Annotated in this window: 14 protein-coding genes; 1 reads left to right on the forward strand and 13 read right to left on the reverse strand. The window is 57.0% G+C overall.

Annotated features, from left to right (window positions below; genetic code table 11):
- Positions 1-857 precede the first annotated feature (857 nt).
- Positions 858-1,319 carry a hypothetical protein gene (locus ACVWZ0_RS13445; protein WP_253460673.1) on the forward strand — a complete coding sequence of 154 codons (462 nt, stop codon included), beginning with the start codon at positions 858-860 and terminating at the stop codon, positions 1,317-1,319.
- Between the two features lie 476 nt (positions 1,320-1,795).
- On the opposite strand, the gene flhE is transcribed toward ACVWZ0_RS13445, so the two are convergent.
- From flhE to motA, 13 genes are all read right to left on the reverse strand, one after another.
- Positions 1,796-2,188: a flagellar protein FlhE gene (gene flhE, locus ACVWZ0_RS13450; protein WP_253460671.1), complete on the reverse strand. Its 393-nt coding sequence runs from the start codon at positions 2,186-2,188 to the stop codon at positions 1,796-1,798.
- The gene (gene flhA, locus ACVWZ0_RS13455) at positions 2,188-4,269 is read right to left on the reverse strand and encodes a flagellar biosynthesis protein FlhA (protein ID WP_253460668.1); all 2,082 of its coding nucleotides are present in this window, start codon (positions 4,267-4,269) and stop codon (positions 2,188-2,190) included. Before flhA ends, flhE begins: the two co-directional genes overlap by 1 nt.
- Positions 4,269-5,414 (reverse strand): flagellar biosynthesis protein FlhB, encoded by a 1,146-nt coding sequence (flhB, locus tag ACVWZ0_RS13460; RefSeq protein WP_253460665.1) that lies wholly within the window; start codon positions 5,412-5,414, stop codon positions 4,269-4,271. Before flhB ends, flhA begins: the two co-directional genes overlap by 1 nt.
- A 157-nt stretch (positions 5,415-5,571) precedes the next feature.
- A complete protein-coding gene (gene cheZ / locus ACVWZ0_RS13465) occupies positions 5,572-6,216 on the reverse strand; it encodes a protein phosphatase CheZ (RefSeq protein ID WP_125287937.1) in 645 nt (214 codons plus the stop codon).
- 9 nt (positions 6,217-6,225) lie between these two features.
- Positions 6,226-6,615, reverse strand: coding sequence for a chemotaxis response regulator CheY (gene cheY / locus ACVWZ0_RS13470; protein WP_034935773.1), 390 nt, complete (start codon positions 6,613-6,615; stop codon positions 6,226-6,228).
- Between the two features lie 41 nt (positions 6,616-6,656).
- Positions 6,657-7,706 carry a protein-glutamate methylesterase/protein-glutamine glutaminase gene (locus ACVWZ0_RS13475; RefSeq protein ID WP_253460662.1) on the reverse strand — a complete coding sequence of 350 codons (1,050 nt, stop codon included), beginning with the start codon at positions 7,704-7,706 and terminating at the stop codon, positions 6,657-6,659.
- Positions 7,706-8,572, reverse strand: a complete 867-nt coding sequence (gene cheR / locus ACVWZ0_RS13480; protein WP_253460659.1) for a protein-glutamate O-methyltransferase CheR — start codon at positions 8,570-8,572, stop codon at positions 7,706-7,708. Before cheR ends, ACVWZ0_RS13475 begins: the two co-directional genes overlap by 1 nt.
- Positions 8,573-8,904: 332 nt before the next feature.
- Complete coding sequence (locus tag ACVWZ0_RS13485; RefSeq protein ID WP_253460655.1) at positions 8,905-10,563, reverse strand: methyl-accepting chemotaxis protein; 1,659 nt, start codon at positions 10,561-10,563, stop codon at positions 8,905-8,907.
- Positions 10,564-10,878: 315 nt separating this feature from the next.
- On the reverse strand, positions 10,879-12,540 hold the full coding sequence (locus tag ACVWZ0_RS13490) for a methyl-accepting chemotaxis protein (protein WP_253460652.1): 1,662 nt from the start codon (positions 12,538-12,540) through the stop codon (positions 10,879-10,881).
- Positions 12,541-12,748: 208 nt separating this feature from the next.
- Positions 12,749-13,246 (reverse strand): chemotaxis protein CheW, encoded by a 498-nt coding sequence (cheW, locus tag ACVWZ0_RS13495; protein ID WP_125287941.1) that lies wholly within the window; start codon positions 13,244-13,246, stop codon positions 12,749-12,751.
- Between the two features lie 24 nt (positions 13,247-13,270).
- Positions 13,271-15,256: a chemotaxis protein CheA gene (gene cheA, locus ACVWZ0_RS13500; protein ID WP_253461294.1), complete on the reverse strand. Its 1,986-nt coding sequence runs from the start codon at positions 15,254-15,256 to the stop codon at positions 13,271-13,273.
- A gap of 10 nt (positions 15,257-15,266) precedes the next feature.
- Complete coding sequence (gene motB / locus ACVWZ0_RS13505; protein WP_253460650.1) at positions 15,267-16,292, reverse strand: flagellar motor protein MotB; 1,026 nt, start codon at positions 16,290-16,292, stop codon at positions 15,267-15,269.
- Entirely contained in the window at positions 16,289-17,167 is an 879-nt protein-coding gene (gene motA / locus ACVWZ0_RS13510) for a flagellar motor stator protein MotA (protein WP_125287943.1), read from the reverse strand. Before motA ends, motB begins: the two co-directional genes overlap by 4 nt.
- Between the last annotated feature and the right edge of the window lie 112 nt (positions 17,168-17,279).

Raw genomic sequence — 17,279 nt, forward strand, 5'->3', positions numbered from 1 at the left:
TATACAAATCTGTGCGGTTCCAGGTGGCCTGATTAGGTGATTTAGCGACCAGGATATGCCAAAATTATTCTGGTTTAGCTGAAGCGGACTGCCCCTTATACGCTCTATCCTTTTCGAAAATAAGTAGCATAATGAGTGGGATACCCGCCGTTATTTCCCCCTCTTCCTGAAAAGCGGGCAACGTATTTTCATCACACATCGCACCGCAAAAAAATGATTAAGTTCACCTTATTGCACTATTTACGTTTTGTCTGTTATGACAAACCGCTCCCTGATGCCGTCGCCTGCCCTACAATGACTTCTGTAACCTGCCGCCCATGCCGCAACGACCTTTTCCGCAGACTTGCGTAACCCATCGCCAATCCCGCACCATCCTTACCGCCACGCCGCTGCCTGACCGCAGTAAGAGGCCATGCGGATAAGCGGACTGATTCAGCCTGTTTATCAGGAACTGCACAAAATATTTGAAAATAACACCGTTATATAATAATACTGCCGAGCTACTTTCGTTTCCCACCTTCTGACCACATTGTTATTTAATTACCGAAAGTTAAACAGGATTAATGCTGAGTTCTTTGCAGACAATAAATAGCCGTGCGATCTCACGCCGCTTGCTTGCGGCCTGCCTCACAAAAAAATAAGCAACACCTGTTTATTTTCATCTTATTTTACGAGCAGCTTTCCATAACTAAATAAAGGCACAATCCTTTGAAAGAAAACGATCCATGGAGTATTGACGGCGTAAAGAAAAAGCATAGAGTTGATGGGCGACGCCTGAAGCGAAGCAGAAATAGCGAAGCCCGCCAGTGGTGGAACACTGACGAGCCTCTGACCACAATGTTATGAGGACTAACATCATGGCTGTAAAACAGTGTACCCAAACTCGCCCTGAGTTTACAAATTTTTCCTCGCTACCTGCGGGAATGGACTTTATCGATCTGGCGGAATATAACGAGCGTCTGGTTGCCGCCTTAATGGAAACGGATAATGATATGGAGCGTCTTTCTCTTTATAAAAAAATGGCCGCCAGCCTTGAACAGCTGGCGACGACTTATGAAGAACCGGTGCCTGACGAGCGCCTTCCACAGCTAACGGCGTCGACTATTACGGCTTTTCATCCTGTCACTTTTATTGCGGAACCGGAAAGAGTCACCCAATATTGCCAGGCTTTAACCCGGCTATTAATTCACAACCAGATTGATGCGGAAGCCAGACTGACGCTCAACGATCTGCTGTTCGATCTGGTCAATTATCAGGTGGACGAGCTGAAAGCCCCGCGCTATATGGAAACCTGGAACGGTTTAGTCCAGGTTCGCTAAATTCACCGGGAAAGACAGGCCGCATTCAATCCGCAGCGGTCTGTCCTTTTGCTTTTCTTCAGTGCCGCAGCGACCTTTGCAACCCGCCCCCTACTGCCTGCCATTCACCCCGCAGCGACTTCTGTAACCTGCCTCTAATCGCAACGACCTTTTCCCGCAGACTTGCGTAACCCATCGCCAATCCCAAAGCCATTCTTACCGCAACGCCGCTGCCTGACCGCAGTAAGGGGCAGTGCGGATAAGCGGACCGTTTGGCGCAGGGACGCGCCAACCGAGCCTCCACGGATGGATTTACGGCGCGTCCGTGTTCCGCACCGTCCCTTGCTGCCTGCCACTTGCCCCGCAGCGACTTCTGTAACCTGCCCCAAGTCACAGCGGCTTTTCTCCGGCTTCAGAACGCAAAAAAGGGGCGAATCGCTTCGCCCCTTTCTGCACTGCCTGCTTTTGCCCTGCACTGCCTGGCTTTGCCCGCCAGGCTACCGGTAATTCACCATCACTTCATTACTCAGCACGCGCAGCGTCTGAGGCAGCCGACCTTGTCCCTGCACGCCATAGACAAAGTGCAGCGTTTCTCCGGCATGAATATTGGTTAACCCTCGCGTCGCGCCGCTCGCGCCGTCAAGCGGCACGCAACGCCTTTCGGCACAAAGCCAGGCGGCAAAACCGGAAGGCATTGAGCCGGTCAGCTCATAGCGCCAGCTGATCTCCGTTATCGCGCCGGTCACCGTCTCCGACGCCTTCAGCGCGGGCGACGTTAACTGCATCCCGCGATTCAGCAATCCCGGCCCCGGCGCGGAGGCGTGCCAGGCGCCGCCGGCAGCCAACGCCAGCTGTGGCAGACAGCACAAAAACAGCAGCGCCTTTTTCATCAATGACCACCGATAGTCGACGTCATGCGGATCTGACGATTATCGGTCAGCTCCAGGTTAGAAATCACCATCAGCTGCGGCAGGTTGCGACGCAGGAAGCGGGCCAGCAGCGCGCGCAACGGATGGTTAACCAACAGCACCGGCGGCGCGCCCAGCGACTCCTGATGCGCCAGCGCGCCCTGCGCCTGCGCCAGCAAACGATCTGCCAGGCCCGGCTCCAGACCGCCGCCGCCCTGCAACGCCTGCAGCAGCAGACGTTCCAGCGTGGTATCCAGTCCGATAACCTGCACTTCGCCGTTGCCCGGATACCACTGCTGGGTAATCGCCCGGCCCAGCGCCACGCGCACTACGGAAGTCAGCTCGTGCGGATCGGTCTGCACGGTCGCGTGCTCCGCCAGCGTTTCAATAATGGTGCGCATATCGCGGATGGAAACGCGCTCCGACAGCAAATTCTGCAACACCTTATGCAGCGTGGTCAGCGTAATCACGCCAGGGATTAAATCTTCCGTCAGCTTCGGCATATCCTGGGTAACGCGATCCAGCAGCTGCTGCGCTTCCTGACGGCCAAACAGCTCGCTGGCGTACTGGCCAATCAAATGGTTCAGGTGCGTAGCGACTACGGTACTCGCTTCCACTACGGTATAACCCTGGATCTGCGCCTGCTCTTTCAGCGCGCTGTCGATCCAGATAGCGGCCAGACCAAAGGCTGGATCCACCGTCACTTCGCCCGGCAGCGTGCCTGCGGCGGTGCCGGGGTTGATCGCCATCCAGCGGCCCGGATAGGCGTCGCCGCTGCCGATTTCTACGCCCTTCATCAGAATACGGTAGCGCGCTGGCGGCAGCTCCATATTGTCGCGGATATGCACCACCGGCGGCAGAAAGCCCATCTCCTGCGCGAATTTCTTACGAATGCTGCGGATACGACCCAGCAACTCGCCATCCTGCGTATTGTCCACCATGGGGATCAGTCGATAGCCGACTTCCATGCCCAGCGTGTCTTCCAGCTGCACATCGGTCCAGGACGCTTCTACATTCACCGGCGTTTCCGCGCTTTTCACCATGCTGCTCTGCGGCATGGCTTTCGGTTTGGTCTCCTGACCGCGCATATACCACGCAAGGCCCAGCAGCGCGGCGGTAAACAGCAGGAACACCAGGTTCGGCATTCCCGGGATCAGACCCAGTAAACCCAGCACGCCGGCGCTCAGCATCATCACGCGTGGATTTTTGAACAGCTGGGTAACCATCTGTTCGCCAACGTCCTGATCGGTCGCCACGCGGGTCACGATAACGCCGGCTGCGGTTGAGATAACCAGCGCCGGGATCTGAGCAACCAGACCGTCACCGATGGTCAGCAGCGTATAGGTTTCGCCTGCGTGCCCCATATCCATACCATGCTGCACCACGCCCACCAGCAGACCGCCGATAACGTTGATGACCATGATCATAATGCCTGCAACGGCGTCGCCGCGAACGAACTTACTCGCACCGTCCATTGACCCGTAGAAGTCCGCTTCCTGGGTGACTTCCGCACGGCGTTTTTTCGCTTCGTCTTCACCAATCAGGCCGGCGTTCAGGTCGGCGTCGATCGCCATCTGCTTACCGGGCATCCCGTCCAGCACAAAGCGCGCGCCCACTTCGGCGATACGGCCAGCACCCTTGGTGATAACCATAAAGTTGATGATAACGAGGATGATAAAGACCACGATACCGATGGCGAAGTTGCCGCCCACCAGAAAGTGCCCGAAGGCCTCAACCACCTGTCCGGCCGCCGCCGCGCCCGTATGCCCTTCCATCAGGATGATACGGGTTGAGGCGACGTTCAGCGCCAGGCGCAACAGGGTGGAGAAAAGCAGAATGGTCGGAAACGCAGCGAACTCCAGCGTTTTCTGGGTAAACATCGCTACCAGCAGCACCATTATCGACAGCGCGATATTAAAGGTGAACAGCAGATCGAGGATGAACGGCGGCAACGGCAGCACCATCATCGCCAGGATCATCATAATCAATACCGGCCCGGCCATAATCTGCCATTGGGTATCTTTCATATTCGGTAAGCGCAACAATGTGGCCAGATTCGCCATCAGTCTTTCTCTCCAGAGCCAAAGTCCAGCGCTTCCGGCACCGGTAAATTAGCAGGTTTTTTCGGGGCCAGGCCGCCTTCCAGCTTCCAGCGACGGAGCTGCCAGACCCAGGCCAACACTTCTGCAACAGCCGCATATAACGTACCGGGAATATGCTGACCAATTTCACTATGTCGATAGAGCGCGCGCGCCAGCGGCGGCGCCTCCAGGACAGGAATACGGTGTTCTTTACCTAATTCGCGAATACGCAGCGCCACTTCGCCTGCGCCTTTCGCCACCACTTTGGGCGCGCTCATTTTCCGTTCGTCATACTGCAAGGCGACGGAATAGTGCGTCGGGTTGGTCACGATAACGTCCGCTTTCGGTACATCCGCCATCATGCGTCGGCGGGCCGCCGCGCGCATCTGCTGACGAATACGCCCCTTAACGTGCGGATCGCCTTCCTGCTGTTTATATTCGTCACGGATTTCCTGGCGAGTCATGCGCAGCCCTTTGTAGTAGCTGTACAACTGCCAGAAAACGTCAAATCCCACCATCGGCGACAGGCCCAGCACCACCAGCACGCAGCACATGGCAATCATGTTCAGCGAGCTGGCCAGCGCGGTATAGGGCGATTCGCTGATCAGGCGCATCATTTCCGGCCAGTTATGGCTGACATACAGCCAGGTCACGCAGCCGACCAGCACCGCTTTCAGAATCGATTTCACCAGTTCCGTCGCGGTCTGCGCGGAGACCAGCTTGGCTAAGCCTTTAATTGGATTCATCTTGCCAACGTCGAACTTAATCGCTTTGCCGCTGATCAGCACGCCGCCCAGCAGCATCGGCGCGGCAATCGCTACCAGCACCAGCCCCGCCATCATCGGCAGCAGCGTATACACCGCCTGCACAAAAAGTCTGCCGATCAGGTGCAGCATCTGGCTGGTATCGCTGACCACCGAGTGGTTGAACACTAATCCCTGAGCCAGCAGCTGACCGATTTTGCGGGCCATGCTTTCGCCGCCCATCCACAAAATACCCAACCCCGCCACCAGCATCAGCACCGAGGTCAGCTCGCGCGAGCGCGGAACCTGCCCTTCTTCTCGTGCTTTTTCAAGTCGGTGGGGGGTTGCGGATTCGGTCTTTTCCTCTTCGCTGTCACCAGACACAGGCTATCCTCAGGGAATTTCTGGAGTACGGAATGAATGCGGTTAGGATGCCAAAAAGGCGCAGGGATGATGCCGCGAGTAAACGCGTAAAAAGGGGGTTATTCAGGTAATAGCAAAAAAGGGCCGATAAGGATCGGCCCTGAGCGGAAGGACAAGCTTAAAACCCGAGGCTGTCGAGCAGGTCGTCGACCTGATCCTGGTTAGCCACCACGCCGGGCGCTTCACCGTTAATCTGCGGGCCGTTTTTCAGGCTGTCCGCATCTTTCTTCGGACGGGCAGGCTGTTCCGGCATGTTTTCCAACAGCACCATCAACAGCTGACGCTCGATTTCCTGGATCACATCCATCATGCGCTTGATGACCTGACCGGTCAGATCCTGGAAATCCTGCGCCATCATGATTTCCATCAGCTGCGCATTGGTGAAGCTCGTATGCTGCGGCACCGATTCCAGATAACCACGGGTATCCGAAACCAGCGAGCGGGCATCTGCCAGTTCGATAGGATTCTCAAACCACTCATCCCAACGGCCTTTCAGCGCTTTAGCTCCATTCTCCATCTCTGTCTGACGTGGCTGCGCGGCTTCCACACAGTTCAGCGCGCGTTCAGCCGCCTGAGCGGTCATTTGCACTACGTAGTCCAGGCGATCGCGGGCGTCGGGAATGGCTTCCGCCGCTTCAGCAATGGCCTGATCCAGTCCCAGCTCACGCAGGCTGTCGCGCAGCATCCGCGTCAACGAACCAATTCGGGAGATAATGTCGTTCGCGGAAGCCGCGTCGACACTTGGTTTCGGAAGTTCGCTCATCTCGGCTCCTTACATACCCAGCTTTTCGAAGATCTTGCCTAACTTCTCTTCAAGGGTCGCTGCGGTAAAAGGTTTAACGACATAGCCGCTGGCACCCGCCTGAGCAGCCGCAATAATGTTCTCTTTTTTGGCTTCGGCCGTGACCATCAGCACCGGCAGCTTGCCGAGCGTGCCGTCTGCACGAATGGTTTGCAGCAGCTGCAGACCGTCCATGTTTGGCATGTTCCAGTCAGAAATCACGAAGTCAAAGCCGCCGGCACGCAGCTTAGCCAGCGCGTCAACGCCGTCTTCTGCTTCTTCAACGTTATTGAAGCCGAGCTCTTTCAGCAGGTTACGGACGATACGACGCATCGTGTTGAAATCGTCGACCACCAGAAACCGCATATTTTTGTCAGCCATAATTACTCCTGTTTGTGTAGCCCCGCGGGACGGGCGCTGCGTTAGATACGTAATGCCTGTCCGGCGCTAATTTTTGCCAGCATGTGCTGGCTGATTTGGTGGAGATCCACCACTTCACTGGCGCCCCCGAGCGCAATTGCTTCGCGGGGCATACCAAATACGACACAGCTCGCTTCGTTCTGGGCGATGGTCCACGCGCCTGCTTTGTTCATGGTCAGCAGGCCTGCGGCGCCGTCGTTGCCCATACCGGTCAGGATCACGCCAACGGCGTTGCGACCGGCATACTGCGCGACTGATTTAAATAACACGTCTACCGAAGGCTTATGCCGATTGACCGGCGGGCCGTCGTGCAGTTTTACCTGATAGTTTGCGCCGCTGCGTGCCAGCTCCATGTGCATCGCGCCCGGCGCGATATAGGCATGGCCCGGCAGCACGCGCTCGCCGTCTTCTGCCTCTTTTACCGTGATCTGACACAGCTTGTTCAGCCGTTCGGCAAAAGAGCGGGTGAAGCCTGGCGGCATATGCTGCGTAATCATCAGCGCCGGACTGGTGGCCGGCAGCGGCTGCAACACATGCCTGATCGCTTCCGTACCGCCCGTAGAGGCGCCGATTGCGATCAGCTTTTCACTGCTCAGCATTGGCCCGGCTTTCAGCATCACCGGCGCTGGCTGCGACCGACGCACGTGCAGCTTCGCCCTTGAAGCGGCGCGCACCTTATCGGCAATCATCTGGCTGTAGGCCAGCATGCCTTCGCGGATACCCAACGACGGCTTGGTGACAAAATCCACCGCGCCCAGCTCCAGCGCGCGCAGCGTCACTTCGGAACCCTGGCCGGTCAGCGAAGAGACCATCACCACCGGCATCGGCCGCAGGCGCATCAGCTTTTCCAGAAAATCCAGTCCGTCCATGCGCGGCATTTCCACGTCCAGCGTCAGCACGTCGGGATTGAATTCTTTAATTAAATCGCGAGCCACCAACGGATCGGGCGCCGTCGCCACCATCTCCATGTCCGAATGACTGTTAATAATCTCCGTCATCAACTGACGCATCAGCGAAGAGTCATCAACACATAACACTTTGATTTTGCCCATTATCTTTCCTTAGTCAGCCCGTAAACCGTCTGGCCTCGCAGGTAAAACTCTTTGCTGATCTGGCTGAAGTTTTCAGAGTGTCCGGCAAAAAGAATGCCGCCAGGTTTCAGCATCGGGACAAAACGCCGCAGGATCTTTTCCTGCGTCTCTTTGTCGAAATAGATCATTACGTTGCGGCAAAAAATCGCGTCGAACGGGCCGGGAACGGCCCACTCGTTGCCCAGCAGGTTGAGCTGGGAAAATGTAATGGTGTTAGCCAGTTCAGGCCGAACGCGCACCATGCCAGCGTGCGGGCCGGTACCGCGAAAGAAGAAGCGTTGCAGCTGCTGAGGCGACAGCGTGCGCAGCTCTTCCTGGCGATAGACGCCCGACAGCGCTTTTTCCAGCACCTGGGTATCGATATCGCTGGCGTGAACCTGGAACTTGCCTGCGCCTAACGTTTCCGCCAGCGTCATGGCGATGGAGTAAGGCTCCTCGCCCGTCGACGCCGCCGCGCACCAGACGTTGAAACTGCCGCCGCGCCGCCTGGCGTGATCGGCCAGAATCGGAAAGTGATGCGCCTCGCGAAAGAACGCCGTCAGGTTAGTGGTCAGCGAGTTGATAAAGGCCTGCCACTCTGCACTGCCGGAATCACTCTCCAGCAGCGCCAGGTAACGACCAAAATCGTCGATGCCTAACGTCCGTAACCGGCGCACCAGGCGGTTATAAACCATCTCGCGCTTATGGTCGGCGAGAACAATGCCGGCCCGCTGATAAATAAGCTGGCTGATGCGCTTAAAGTGCGCATCGGATAACGGCAGGCGCTGTACCATCTGTGACAACAGCGTTGCGTTCTCCGGCGGTGCTACCAACGTCGATTTTTTCATCCAGATCCACCCTGCAAAGTACAGATTAAGGGGTTAAAACAGTGTGTTCCCTGTGGGTCAGTATCCGAGGCGGTTTGCCTTCTCCTGAACCAACCCGAGCGTGCCTGGGCTGCTGCCGCTTCCACTACCAGCGCGGCGTTCTGTTGCTCTGCTTTGCATCGTCCGGTGGCTATGACACTGGCTAACTACAAATTCAGATTGCTTAACTGTTTATCGGCAGCAATTCGATCTTCCTGAGGCCAAATTGCGTTAAAGCCTTATTTTTTACTGCCTGCCGTCTTAATAACCAGCCTCGCGCCGCCCTCCACAGACGGCGGCGCGGGGTTCAGGGATTAGAACGTTTCCCAGTTATCGTTGGAAACCGGGGCGGCCTGCGCTTTCTTCGGCGCGGCGGCAACGGCCATCGGCTTGCTGGTAGCCTGCACGACGCTGTCCTTACGAATGCGGAACACGGCGACGGCCTGGGTCAGACGGCTGGCCTGCACTTCCAGCGCGGCGGCGGCGGCGGCAGATTCCTCAACCAGCGAGGCGTTCTGCTGCGTCACGCGATCCATCTCGGTTACGGCGATGCCGACCTGATCGATACCGCGACTCTGCTCGCCCGATGCGGAAGCGATTTCGCCCATGATGTCGGTTACGCGGGTAACGGCGTTCACAATATCCGCCATCGTTTCACCCGCGCTTTCCACCAGCTGCGATCCGGTATCGACACGCGCCACGGAATCTTCAATCAGACCTTTGATTTCTTTGGCGGCCTGCGCGCTGCGCTGCGCCAGGTTACGGACTTCACCAGCCACGACCGCAAAGCCACGGCCCTGTTCGCCCGCGCGCGCTGCCTCTACCGCAGCGTTCAACGCGAGAATGTTGGTCTGGAAGGCGATGCCGTCGATTACGCTGGTAATATCGGCGATTTTCTTCGAGCTGCCCGCTATATCGCTCATAGTTTTCACCACGCCGTCCACCACCTTGCCGCCCTTCTGCGCCGTTTCCGACGCGCTCAGCGCCAGCTGCGAAGCCTGACGGGCGTTCTCGGCGTTCTGCTTCACGGTAGCGGTCAGCTGCTCCATGCTCGCGGCGGTTTCTTCCAGCGAGGCGGCCTGCTGCTCGGTACGCGAAGAGAGATCGTTGTTGCCCGCAGAAATTTCGCTCGCGCCGGTATAGATAGCGTCAGAGCCGTCGCGCACGTCGCTGACGGTACGCACCAGCGACTGCTGCATATCGCGCAGGCTTTCCGCCAACAGCGTCATTTCGCTACGGCCTTCCACTTCAATGGTCTGCGTCAGGTCGCCGCTGGCGATGTGACGAATGTGCTCGATATTGCTGTTCAGCGGCAGCAGCAGCAGTTTACGGATGCCGCTCCACGCCAGCGCGATGACCGCAGCGGAAACCAGCAGCACGCCCAGCAGCAGCCAGATAGTCTGGTGGTAAGCGTCTTCATTGGTTTTAATACCCTGCGCCGTCAGCTGATTAACCACTTCCAGCCAGTGGTTATAAGCCTGCTGGAACTGTTCCTGATAGCTTTGGGTCGGCTGCGCGACGAAGTCGTCAAAACGGCCGGTTTCCATCATCACAATCAGCTCGGAAAGCGCGGTGTGGAACTGCTTGTAGTTAGCCAGCAGCGTCTGCACGTCCTCCGCTTTTTTCCCGTCTTCGGTCAGCGTGGCGTTGAACACCGCCAGGGATTTATCGGCAGCGGCCAGGTCGGCCTTTGCCTGCGTCATCAGATCGGTGGCAGAGGTGCCCGCGCCCGATTTGCTGACATCCTGCAGGTAACGAATACCGGCGCGGTTCAGCGTGTTGCGTGCCTGCACCAGCGACACCCATGAGTTGCCCATGGACTGTTGCAGGATGCGCATCTGCTGACTTAATTCAAAATTCTGTTTGTCGCTGTGCACGGCTTTGAAGAACAAACCGCCGGTCCCCAGCTGCAATACAGCAAACAACACCAGCACGCTCACCAGGCCGGTCACTACTTTTATACTCTTGAACATAACTACCTCAGTTGGGGGCTATTTGTTTTAGTTATCGGCAGACGCGGGGGGATCTTTATTGAGCTGTAGGGCGCTTTCCGGAAAGCACTACAGGGCTGTGCCGATGTGTCTGGTTCATGCAGAACGGCTGGTTAATTGTTTTGGAAAACCTCTGCCAGGCACGATTTCCTGCCGGTATCGGCAGCCAGAAAGGTGGCTTGTGGCGACGGCTTCCTTCTACCCGCCTCGCGACGGCTAAAAAGAAGCCCGCTCGGGCACGGTGCCGGAGCGGGCTGATTAACATGCTGTTAAGGATTAAGCGCTTGTGCTCTTTACTTAAAACGTTTCCCAGTTGCCTTCTTCAGCGCCTGGCGCGGCGGCTTTACGCAGCGCGGGCTTCAGCGTACGCGGCGCAGGTGCAGCGGCACGAGCGGCCTGTTCTTTGCGTACGCGGAACACGGCAACGGCCTGAGTCAGACGGCTGGCCTGATCTTCCAGCGCTGCGGCGGCCGTGGCGGACTCTTCCACCAGCGAGGCGTTCTGCTGCGTCACGCGATCCATCTCGGTTACGGCGGTGCCAACCTGGTCGATACCGCGGCTCTGCTCGTCGGAAGCAGAGGCGATTTCGCCCATGATGTCGGTCACGCGGGTAACGGCGTTGACGATATCGTTCATGGTTTCACCGGCGGTGCCCACCAGGACGGAACCGCTGTCCACGCGCGCCACGGAATCTTCAATCAGGCCTTTGATTTCTTTGGCGGCCTGCGCGCTGCGCTGCGCCAGATTACGGACTTCACCGGCCACGACCGCAAAGCCACGGCCCTGTTCGCCGGCACGCGCTGCCTCTACCGCGGCGTTCAGCGCCAGAATATTGGTCTGGAAGGCGATGCCGTCGATCACGCTGGTAATATCGGCGATCTTCTTCGAACTGCCCGCGATGTCGCTCATGGTTTTCACCACGCCGTCCACCACTTTGCCGCCCTTCTGCGCCGTTTCCGACGCGCTCAGCGCCAGCTGCGAAGCCTGACGGGCGTTTTCGGCGTTCTGCTTCACGGTAGCGGTCAGCTGCTCCATGCTCGCGGCGGTTTCTTCCAGCGAGGCGGCCTGCTGCTCGGTACGGGCAGAAAGATCGTTGTTGCCCGCCGCGATTTCGCTTGCGCCGGTATAGATAGCGTCGGAGCCGTCGCGCACGTCGCTGACGGTACGCACCAGCGCCTGCTGCATCTCTTTCAGGCTGTTGGCCAGCTGCGCCATTTCGTTACGGCCTTCCACTTCAATCGTGTGGGTCAGGTCGCCGCCGGCGATATGGCTGATGTGCGCGATATTTTCCTGCAGCGGCTTGATCAGCACGGAACGCAGACCGACCCAGCACAGCGCGATCAGCGCGACAACCAGCGCCATGACCGTGCCAATCACCCACAGCATTTTGGTATAGGCGCTTTCGTTATCCGCCACGCCTTTCGTGGTCAGCACGTTCTGCGCGTTACGCCAGGCCTGGTAGGCATCCTGCATATCGTTCTGCTTCTGCTCGATATTCATCTTGAACATCTCGGCCAGCTGCCTGTTTTCCATCAGCGTCACCATCTGGCCCAGCGCTTTGGAATAGGTTTCGTAATTTTTTTCTAACGCTTCGGTGATCAGCGGATCCATCCCTTTGGTATTGGGAATGCCCTGGTAGCGCGCATAAGATTTATCAGCATCAGCCAGCAGCGATTTGCTCTGGTTGCTGATATCGGTCAGCGAGGCGCTGTTAATGCTGTTGGCCGTTTCGCTTTGCAGGCGCAACATGCCGCGGTTAATGCTAATACGGGTCTGGTTTAGCGCAACCCAGGCGTCAGTAAAAGCGGCGACGTTCTCACTGGAGTTCTGAGCAATAGAAAAGTTAGTTTTATCGCTGGTCAGCGCGTTAATAAATAATCCGCCCGCCAACAACTGGAGTGAGCCGAATACCAGCAGCACTAACAGCAGGCTGGTGACGACCTTAATGCGTTTAAACATAGGGTACCCTTGGTAGAAGTAAAATGAATCAACACCGAATATATCGGCGTAAATTAATGGAACTTTATGTGCGCCCGGAACAGATTTACAGAAGTGATACTTTAATAACTAAATTAATTATCCGGCCGCAAGACTTTATTCAAACCATAAAAAACACCCTGCCGGCATAATACCAACAGGGTGCCTGATACTTTATTTAAGGCGGCAATTACGCGCTGCGCAGCGTATCCATCAGCGCCATCTCTTCGCTGTTCAACAGCTTCTCGATGTCGACCAAAATCAGCATGCGTTCGCCCAGCGCGCCCAGGCCGGTCAGGTATTCGGTGGACATGGTGACCGCAAACTCTGGCGAAGGACGGATCTGATCGGTGGTCAGCGACAGCACGTCGGACACGCCGTCAACCACGATACCCACCACGCGCTGCTCAAGATTCAGTACGATCACCACGGTATTATCGTTATAAACCACATCCGGCTGCGCGAATTTAATACGCAGGTCAATAATAGGCACGATAACGCCGCGCAAATTAGTGACGCCTTTAATAAAAGCAGGCGTGTTGGCGATGCGGGTTACCTGATCGTAACCGCGGATCTCCTGCACTTTTAAAATATCAATGCCGTATTCTTCGTCACCCAGCGTAAATACCAGGAACTCCTGGCCTACGGTTTCGCCAGCGAGTTTAGTGACAGTTGCCATTCCAGTCATAGTTCTACCCTTAATCGGTTAAAGTCAGGCTGCGGCTCCCGCCACACGCTTTTCACGGTTGAGAGACTGCAGAGCCGACACGTCGACAATCAGCGCCACGCTGCCATCACCCAGGATGGTCGCTGCCGAAATGCCCGGTACTTTGCGATAGTTGCTTTCAAGGTTTTTGACCACCACCTGGTGCTGGCCAATCAGCTGGTCCACCAGCAGCGCATAGCGCTTGCCCGCGCTTTGCAGGATCACCACGATGCCCTGAGTCGCCTCGGTTTTCGCGCCCTGCACATCAAAGACGTTCCACAGCTCAACCAGCGGCAGGTATTCGCCACGGACTTCCAGCACGCGCTCGCCACCGGCCAGCGGGTGCAGATCGTCAGCCAGCGGCTGCAGAGATTCCATTACCGCGTTCAGCGGCAGAATAAAGACTTCGTCAGCGACGCGAACGGACATGCCGTCCAGGATCGCCAGCGTCAGCGGCAGCAGGATACGAATGGTCGTGCCCTTGCCCTGCTTAGAGGCAATTTCTACGTGGCCGCCCATCTCCTGGATGTTACGTTTCACCACGTCCATGCCCACGCCACGCCCGGAGACGTCGGTAACCTGCTCGGCGGTGGAGAAGCCCGGCGCGAAAATCAACATGCCTACTTCTTCATCGCTCATCGCGTCGCTCACCGGCAGGCCGGAAGAAAGCGCTTTCGCCAGGATACGTTCGCGGTTCAGACCGGCGCCGTCATCGATCACTTCGATACAGATATTGCCGCCCTGGTGCTCTGCAGAGAGCGTCAGGTTGCCGACGCCCGATTTCCCGGCCGCCACGCGTTTTTCCGGCGATTCGATGCCGTGATCCAGACTGTTACGCACCAGGTGCGTTAACGGGTCGATAATGCGTTCGATCAGGCTCTTGTCCAGCTCGGTGGAGCTGCCCAACAGCGTCAGTTCAACTTCTTTACCCAGCTTGCTGGCCAGATCGCGCACCAGGCGTGGGAAGCGGCTGAAGACATATTCCATCGGCATCATACGGATGGACATCACCGATTCCTGCAGGTCACGGGCGTTACGCTCCAGCTGGCCCATGCTGTTCAGCAGGTCGCCATGCGCTACCGGATCCAGCTCGTTGGAACGCTGGGCCAGCATGGACTGCGTGATCACCAGTTCGCCGACCAGGTTAATCAGCTGATCGACCTTTTCAACCGCTACGCGGATGCTGGTGGATTCGCTGGCCTTGGCCGCCGCCGGTTTTTTGGCCGCTTCACGTTTGGCCGGAGCCGCCGCTTCCGCTACCGCAACGGGCTGAGGAGCTGGCGCAGGCGCTTCTTCCACGGCAGCCGGCGCGGCTTCTGTCACGGCAGGAGCCGACGACGCATCCAGGAATTTGATCTGCGATTCTTCAATCACAAAGCAAAGCACGGCAACGATATCGTCCTGACCGACCGAGGAATCCAGCGTGACCTCTACCGAGGTTTCGCCTTTGATCACGTCGGAGACGGTGCCCAGATTGCCCAGCTCTTCCAGCATCAGCGGGATTTCAGTGGGTTTCAGGTTCACCAGCGCCATCCGCAGGCCGGCCGAAGCCGGAGCAGCGGCAGACGCGGCCGGTGCCGCTACGGCTACGGGCGCGCTTTCGCCTTTGGCTTCCAGCGCCAGCTGACGCAGCGCCTGACAGATATATTCAAAGGTTGCAGCGTCCGGCTCGGTCGCGGTTTTATAGGCATCCAGCTGTTCCTGCATAATATCTTTGGTTTCCAAAAACAGGTTGATGATAGGCGTGCTTAGCTGCATTTCGCCGCGTCGCGCACCGTCAAGAATGTTCTCCAGGATGTGCGTGGTTTCCTGTAATACAGTAAAACCAAAGGTGCCCGCGCCGCCTTTGATGGAGTGGGCCGCACGGAAAATAGCGTTAAGCTGCTCCGCATCCGGTTCCTGCGGGTCTAACCCCAACAGGTGTTGTTCCATGTCGGCTAACAATTCGTCAGCCTCATCGAAAAACGTCTGATAAAAATCGCTGATATCCATGCTCACGGTATCACCTCTGCTGTGAGTCGCGATCGGTCTGGGCCGCTGGCACAGGCGATGCTGGTGTTAAAGTTGGTGCTGCCTGTTCGCCTGGCGGCTCGGCCGGGTTTGGTTTTTTTGCGGCATCGCCCGGAACGGACGGTGCCACGATTTGCTGTAATGCTGCCGGCTCGCTGTCGCTGATCTGTACCGCGTCGCTTTCCGAGTTCTCTTTCTCAATCTGCGCTTCGGTGTCATGGTTCAGCACCAGCAGGCTGATACGGCGGTTGACGGCGGCGTCGCCGCCACGGTTCTTCAGCTTCATGGTGTCGGCCATGCCCACCACGCGCAGCATTTTGTCGCTGGCCAGCCCGCCGATAATCAGCTCCCGCCGCGAGGCGTTGGCCCGGTCGGCCGACAGTTCCCAGTTGCTGTAGCCGCGCAGGCCGTTAGCGTACTGAATATCGTCCGTATGGCCTGCCAGGCTGATCCTGTTCGGAATATCGTTCAGGATCGGCGCAATGGCCCGCAGGATATCGCGCATATAAGGCTCGACGTCCGCGCTGCCGGTTTTAAACATCGGTCGATTCTGGCTGTCGATAATCTGAATACGCAGGCCCTCTTCCACCATGTTGATAATCAGGTGCGGGCGCAGCGCCTTCAGACGCGGATCGGCTTCAATCAGCTGATCCAGCTTTTCGCGCAGACGGTTTAAGCGGATATCGTCCAGCTTGCGTTTCTCCGCGTCCATATCGATAACCTTGTGCACTTCGCCTTTCTGCTGGCTGGGATCCATACCGCCGCCAGGAATAACGCTGGTGCTTTCGCTGGTTTTGGTGCCGCCGGTGATAGCCACCCGCAGCGGCGTCTTAAAGTAATCGGCAATCCCCGCTAATTCCTGAGGCTTGGCGATCGCAATCAGCCACATCACCATGAAAAAGGCCATCATCGCGGTCATAAAGTCGGCATAGGCAATCTTCCAGGAGCCGTGGCCGCCCGCGTGCGCGGAATGCTTTTTCTTCTTAACCAGGATAATCGGGTGATTGTCGTTCTTCATGCGTCCTGACCTTTCGCCGGCGATTTCGCGTTACGAACGTGCTCTTCCAGCTCAGAGAAGGATGGCCGCTCGGTGGAGTACAGCGTTTTACGGCCAAACTCAACGGCGATCTGCGGCGCATAGCCATTCAGGCTGGAAAGCAGCGTGACCTTGATACACTGCATCATCTTGGTGGTTTCAGCACATTTCTGACGCAGCAGTCCGGCCAGCGGGGAAATAAACCCGTACGCCAGCAAAATACCCAGGAAGGTACCGACCATCGCGTGAGCGATCAGCTCGCCCAACTCGGCTGGCGGACGATCTGCCGACGCCAGGGTGTGCACCACGCCCATCACCGCCGCCACGATACCAAACGCGGGTAAAGAGTCGCCTACCGTACCGATAGCCGTAGCCGGTACGTCACATTCGTGTTCGTAGGTTTCAATCTCTTCATCCATCAGGGCTTCGATTTCAAATGCGTTCATATTGCCGCTCACCATCAGTCGCAGATAATCGGTGATAAAGTCCACCAGTCTTTTATCGGCAAGGATGCGCGGGTAATTAGCAAAAATTTCACTTTCCTGCGGACTTTCAATATCGGCTTCCAGCGAGAGCATCCCCTGCTGGCGCGATTTGGCCATCAGGCGATAAAGTAACGCCATCAGATCCATATAAACCGCTTTATTGTATTTCGAGCCTTTCATCAGCAGCGGCATCGCTTTTAACGTTGCTTTAATTGCCTTGCCGTTATTGCCCGCTAAAAATGCGCCAATGCCCGCTCCGCCGATAATTAACAGCTCGGAAGGTTGATAAAGCGCGCCCAGATGTCCGCCTACCATTGCGTAGCCGCCCAACACCGACCCGAGAACCAGGATATACCCCAAAATAACTAACACAATAAATCCTTACGTCTGGCGACGTGTGGGTTAAAGATGAACCGGATTAGGTCAGGTTTATTCCGTCGCGTGGGCAAAAAAAAAGCAGCGGTATTTAACCGCTGCTGGATTC

The organism is Erwinia sp. TECH1, assembly GCF_054057575.1.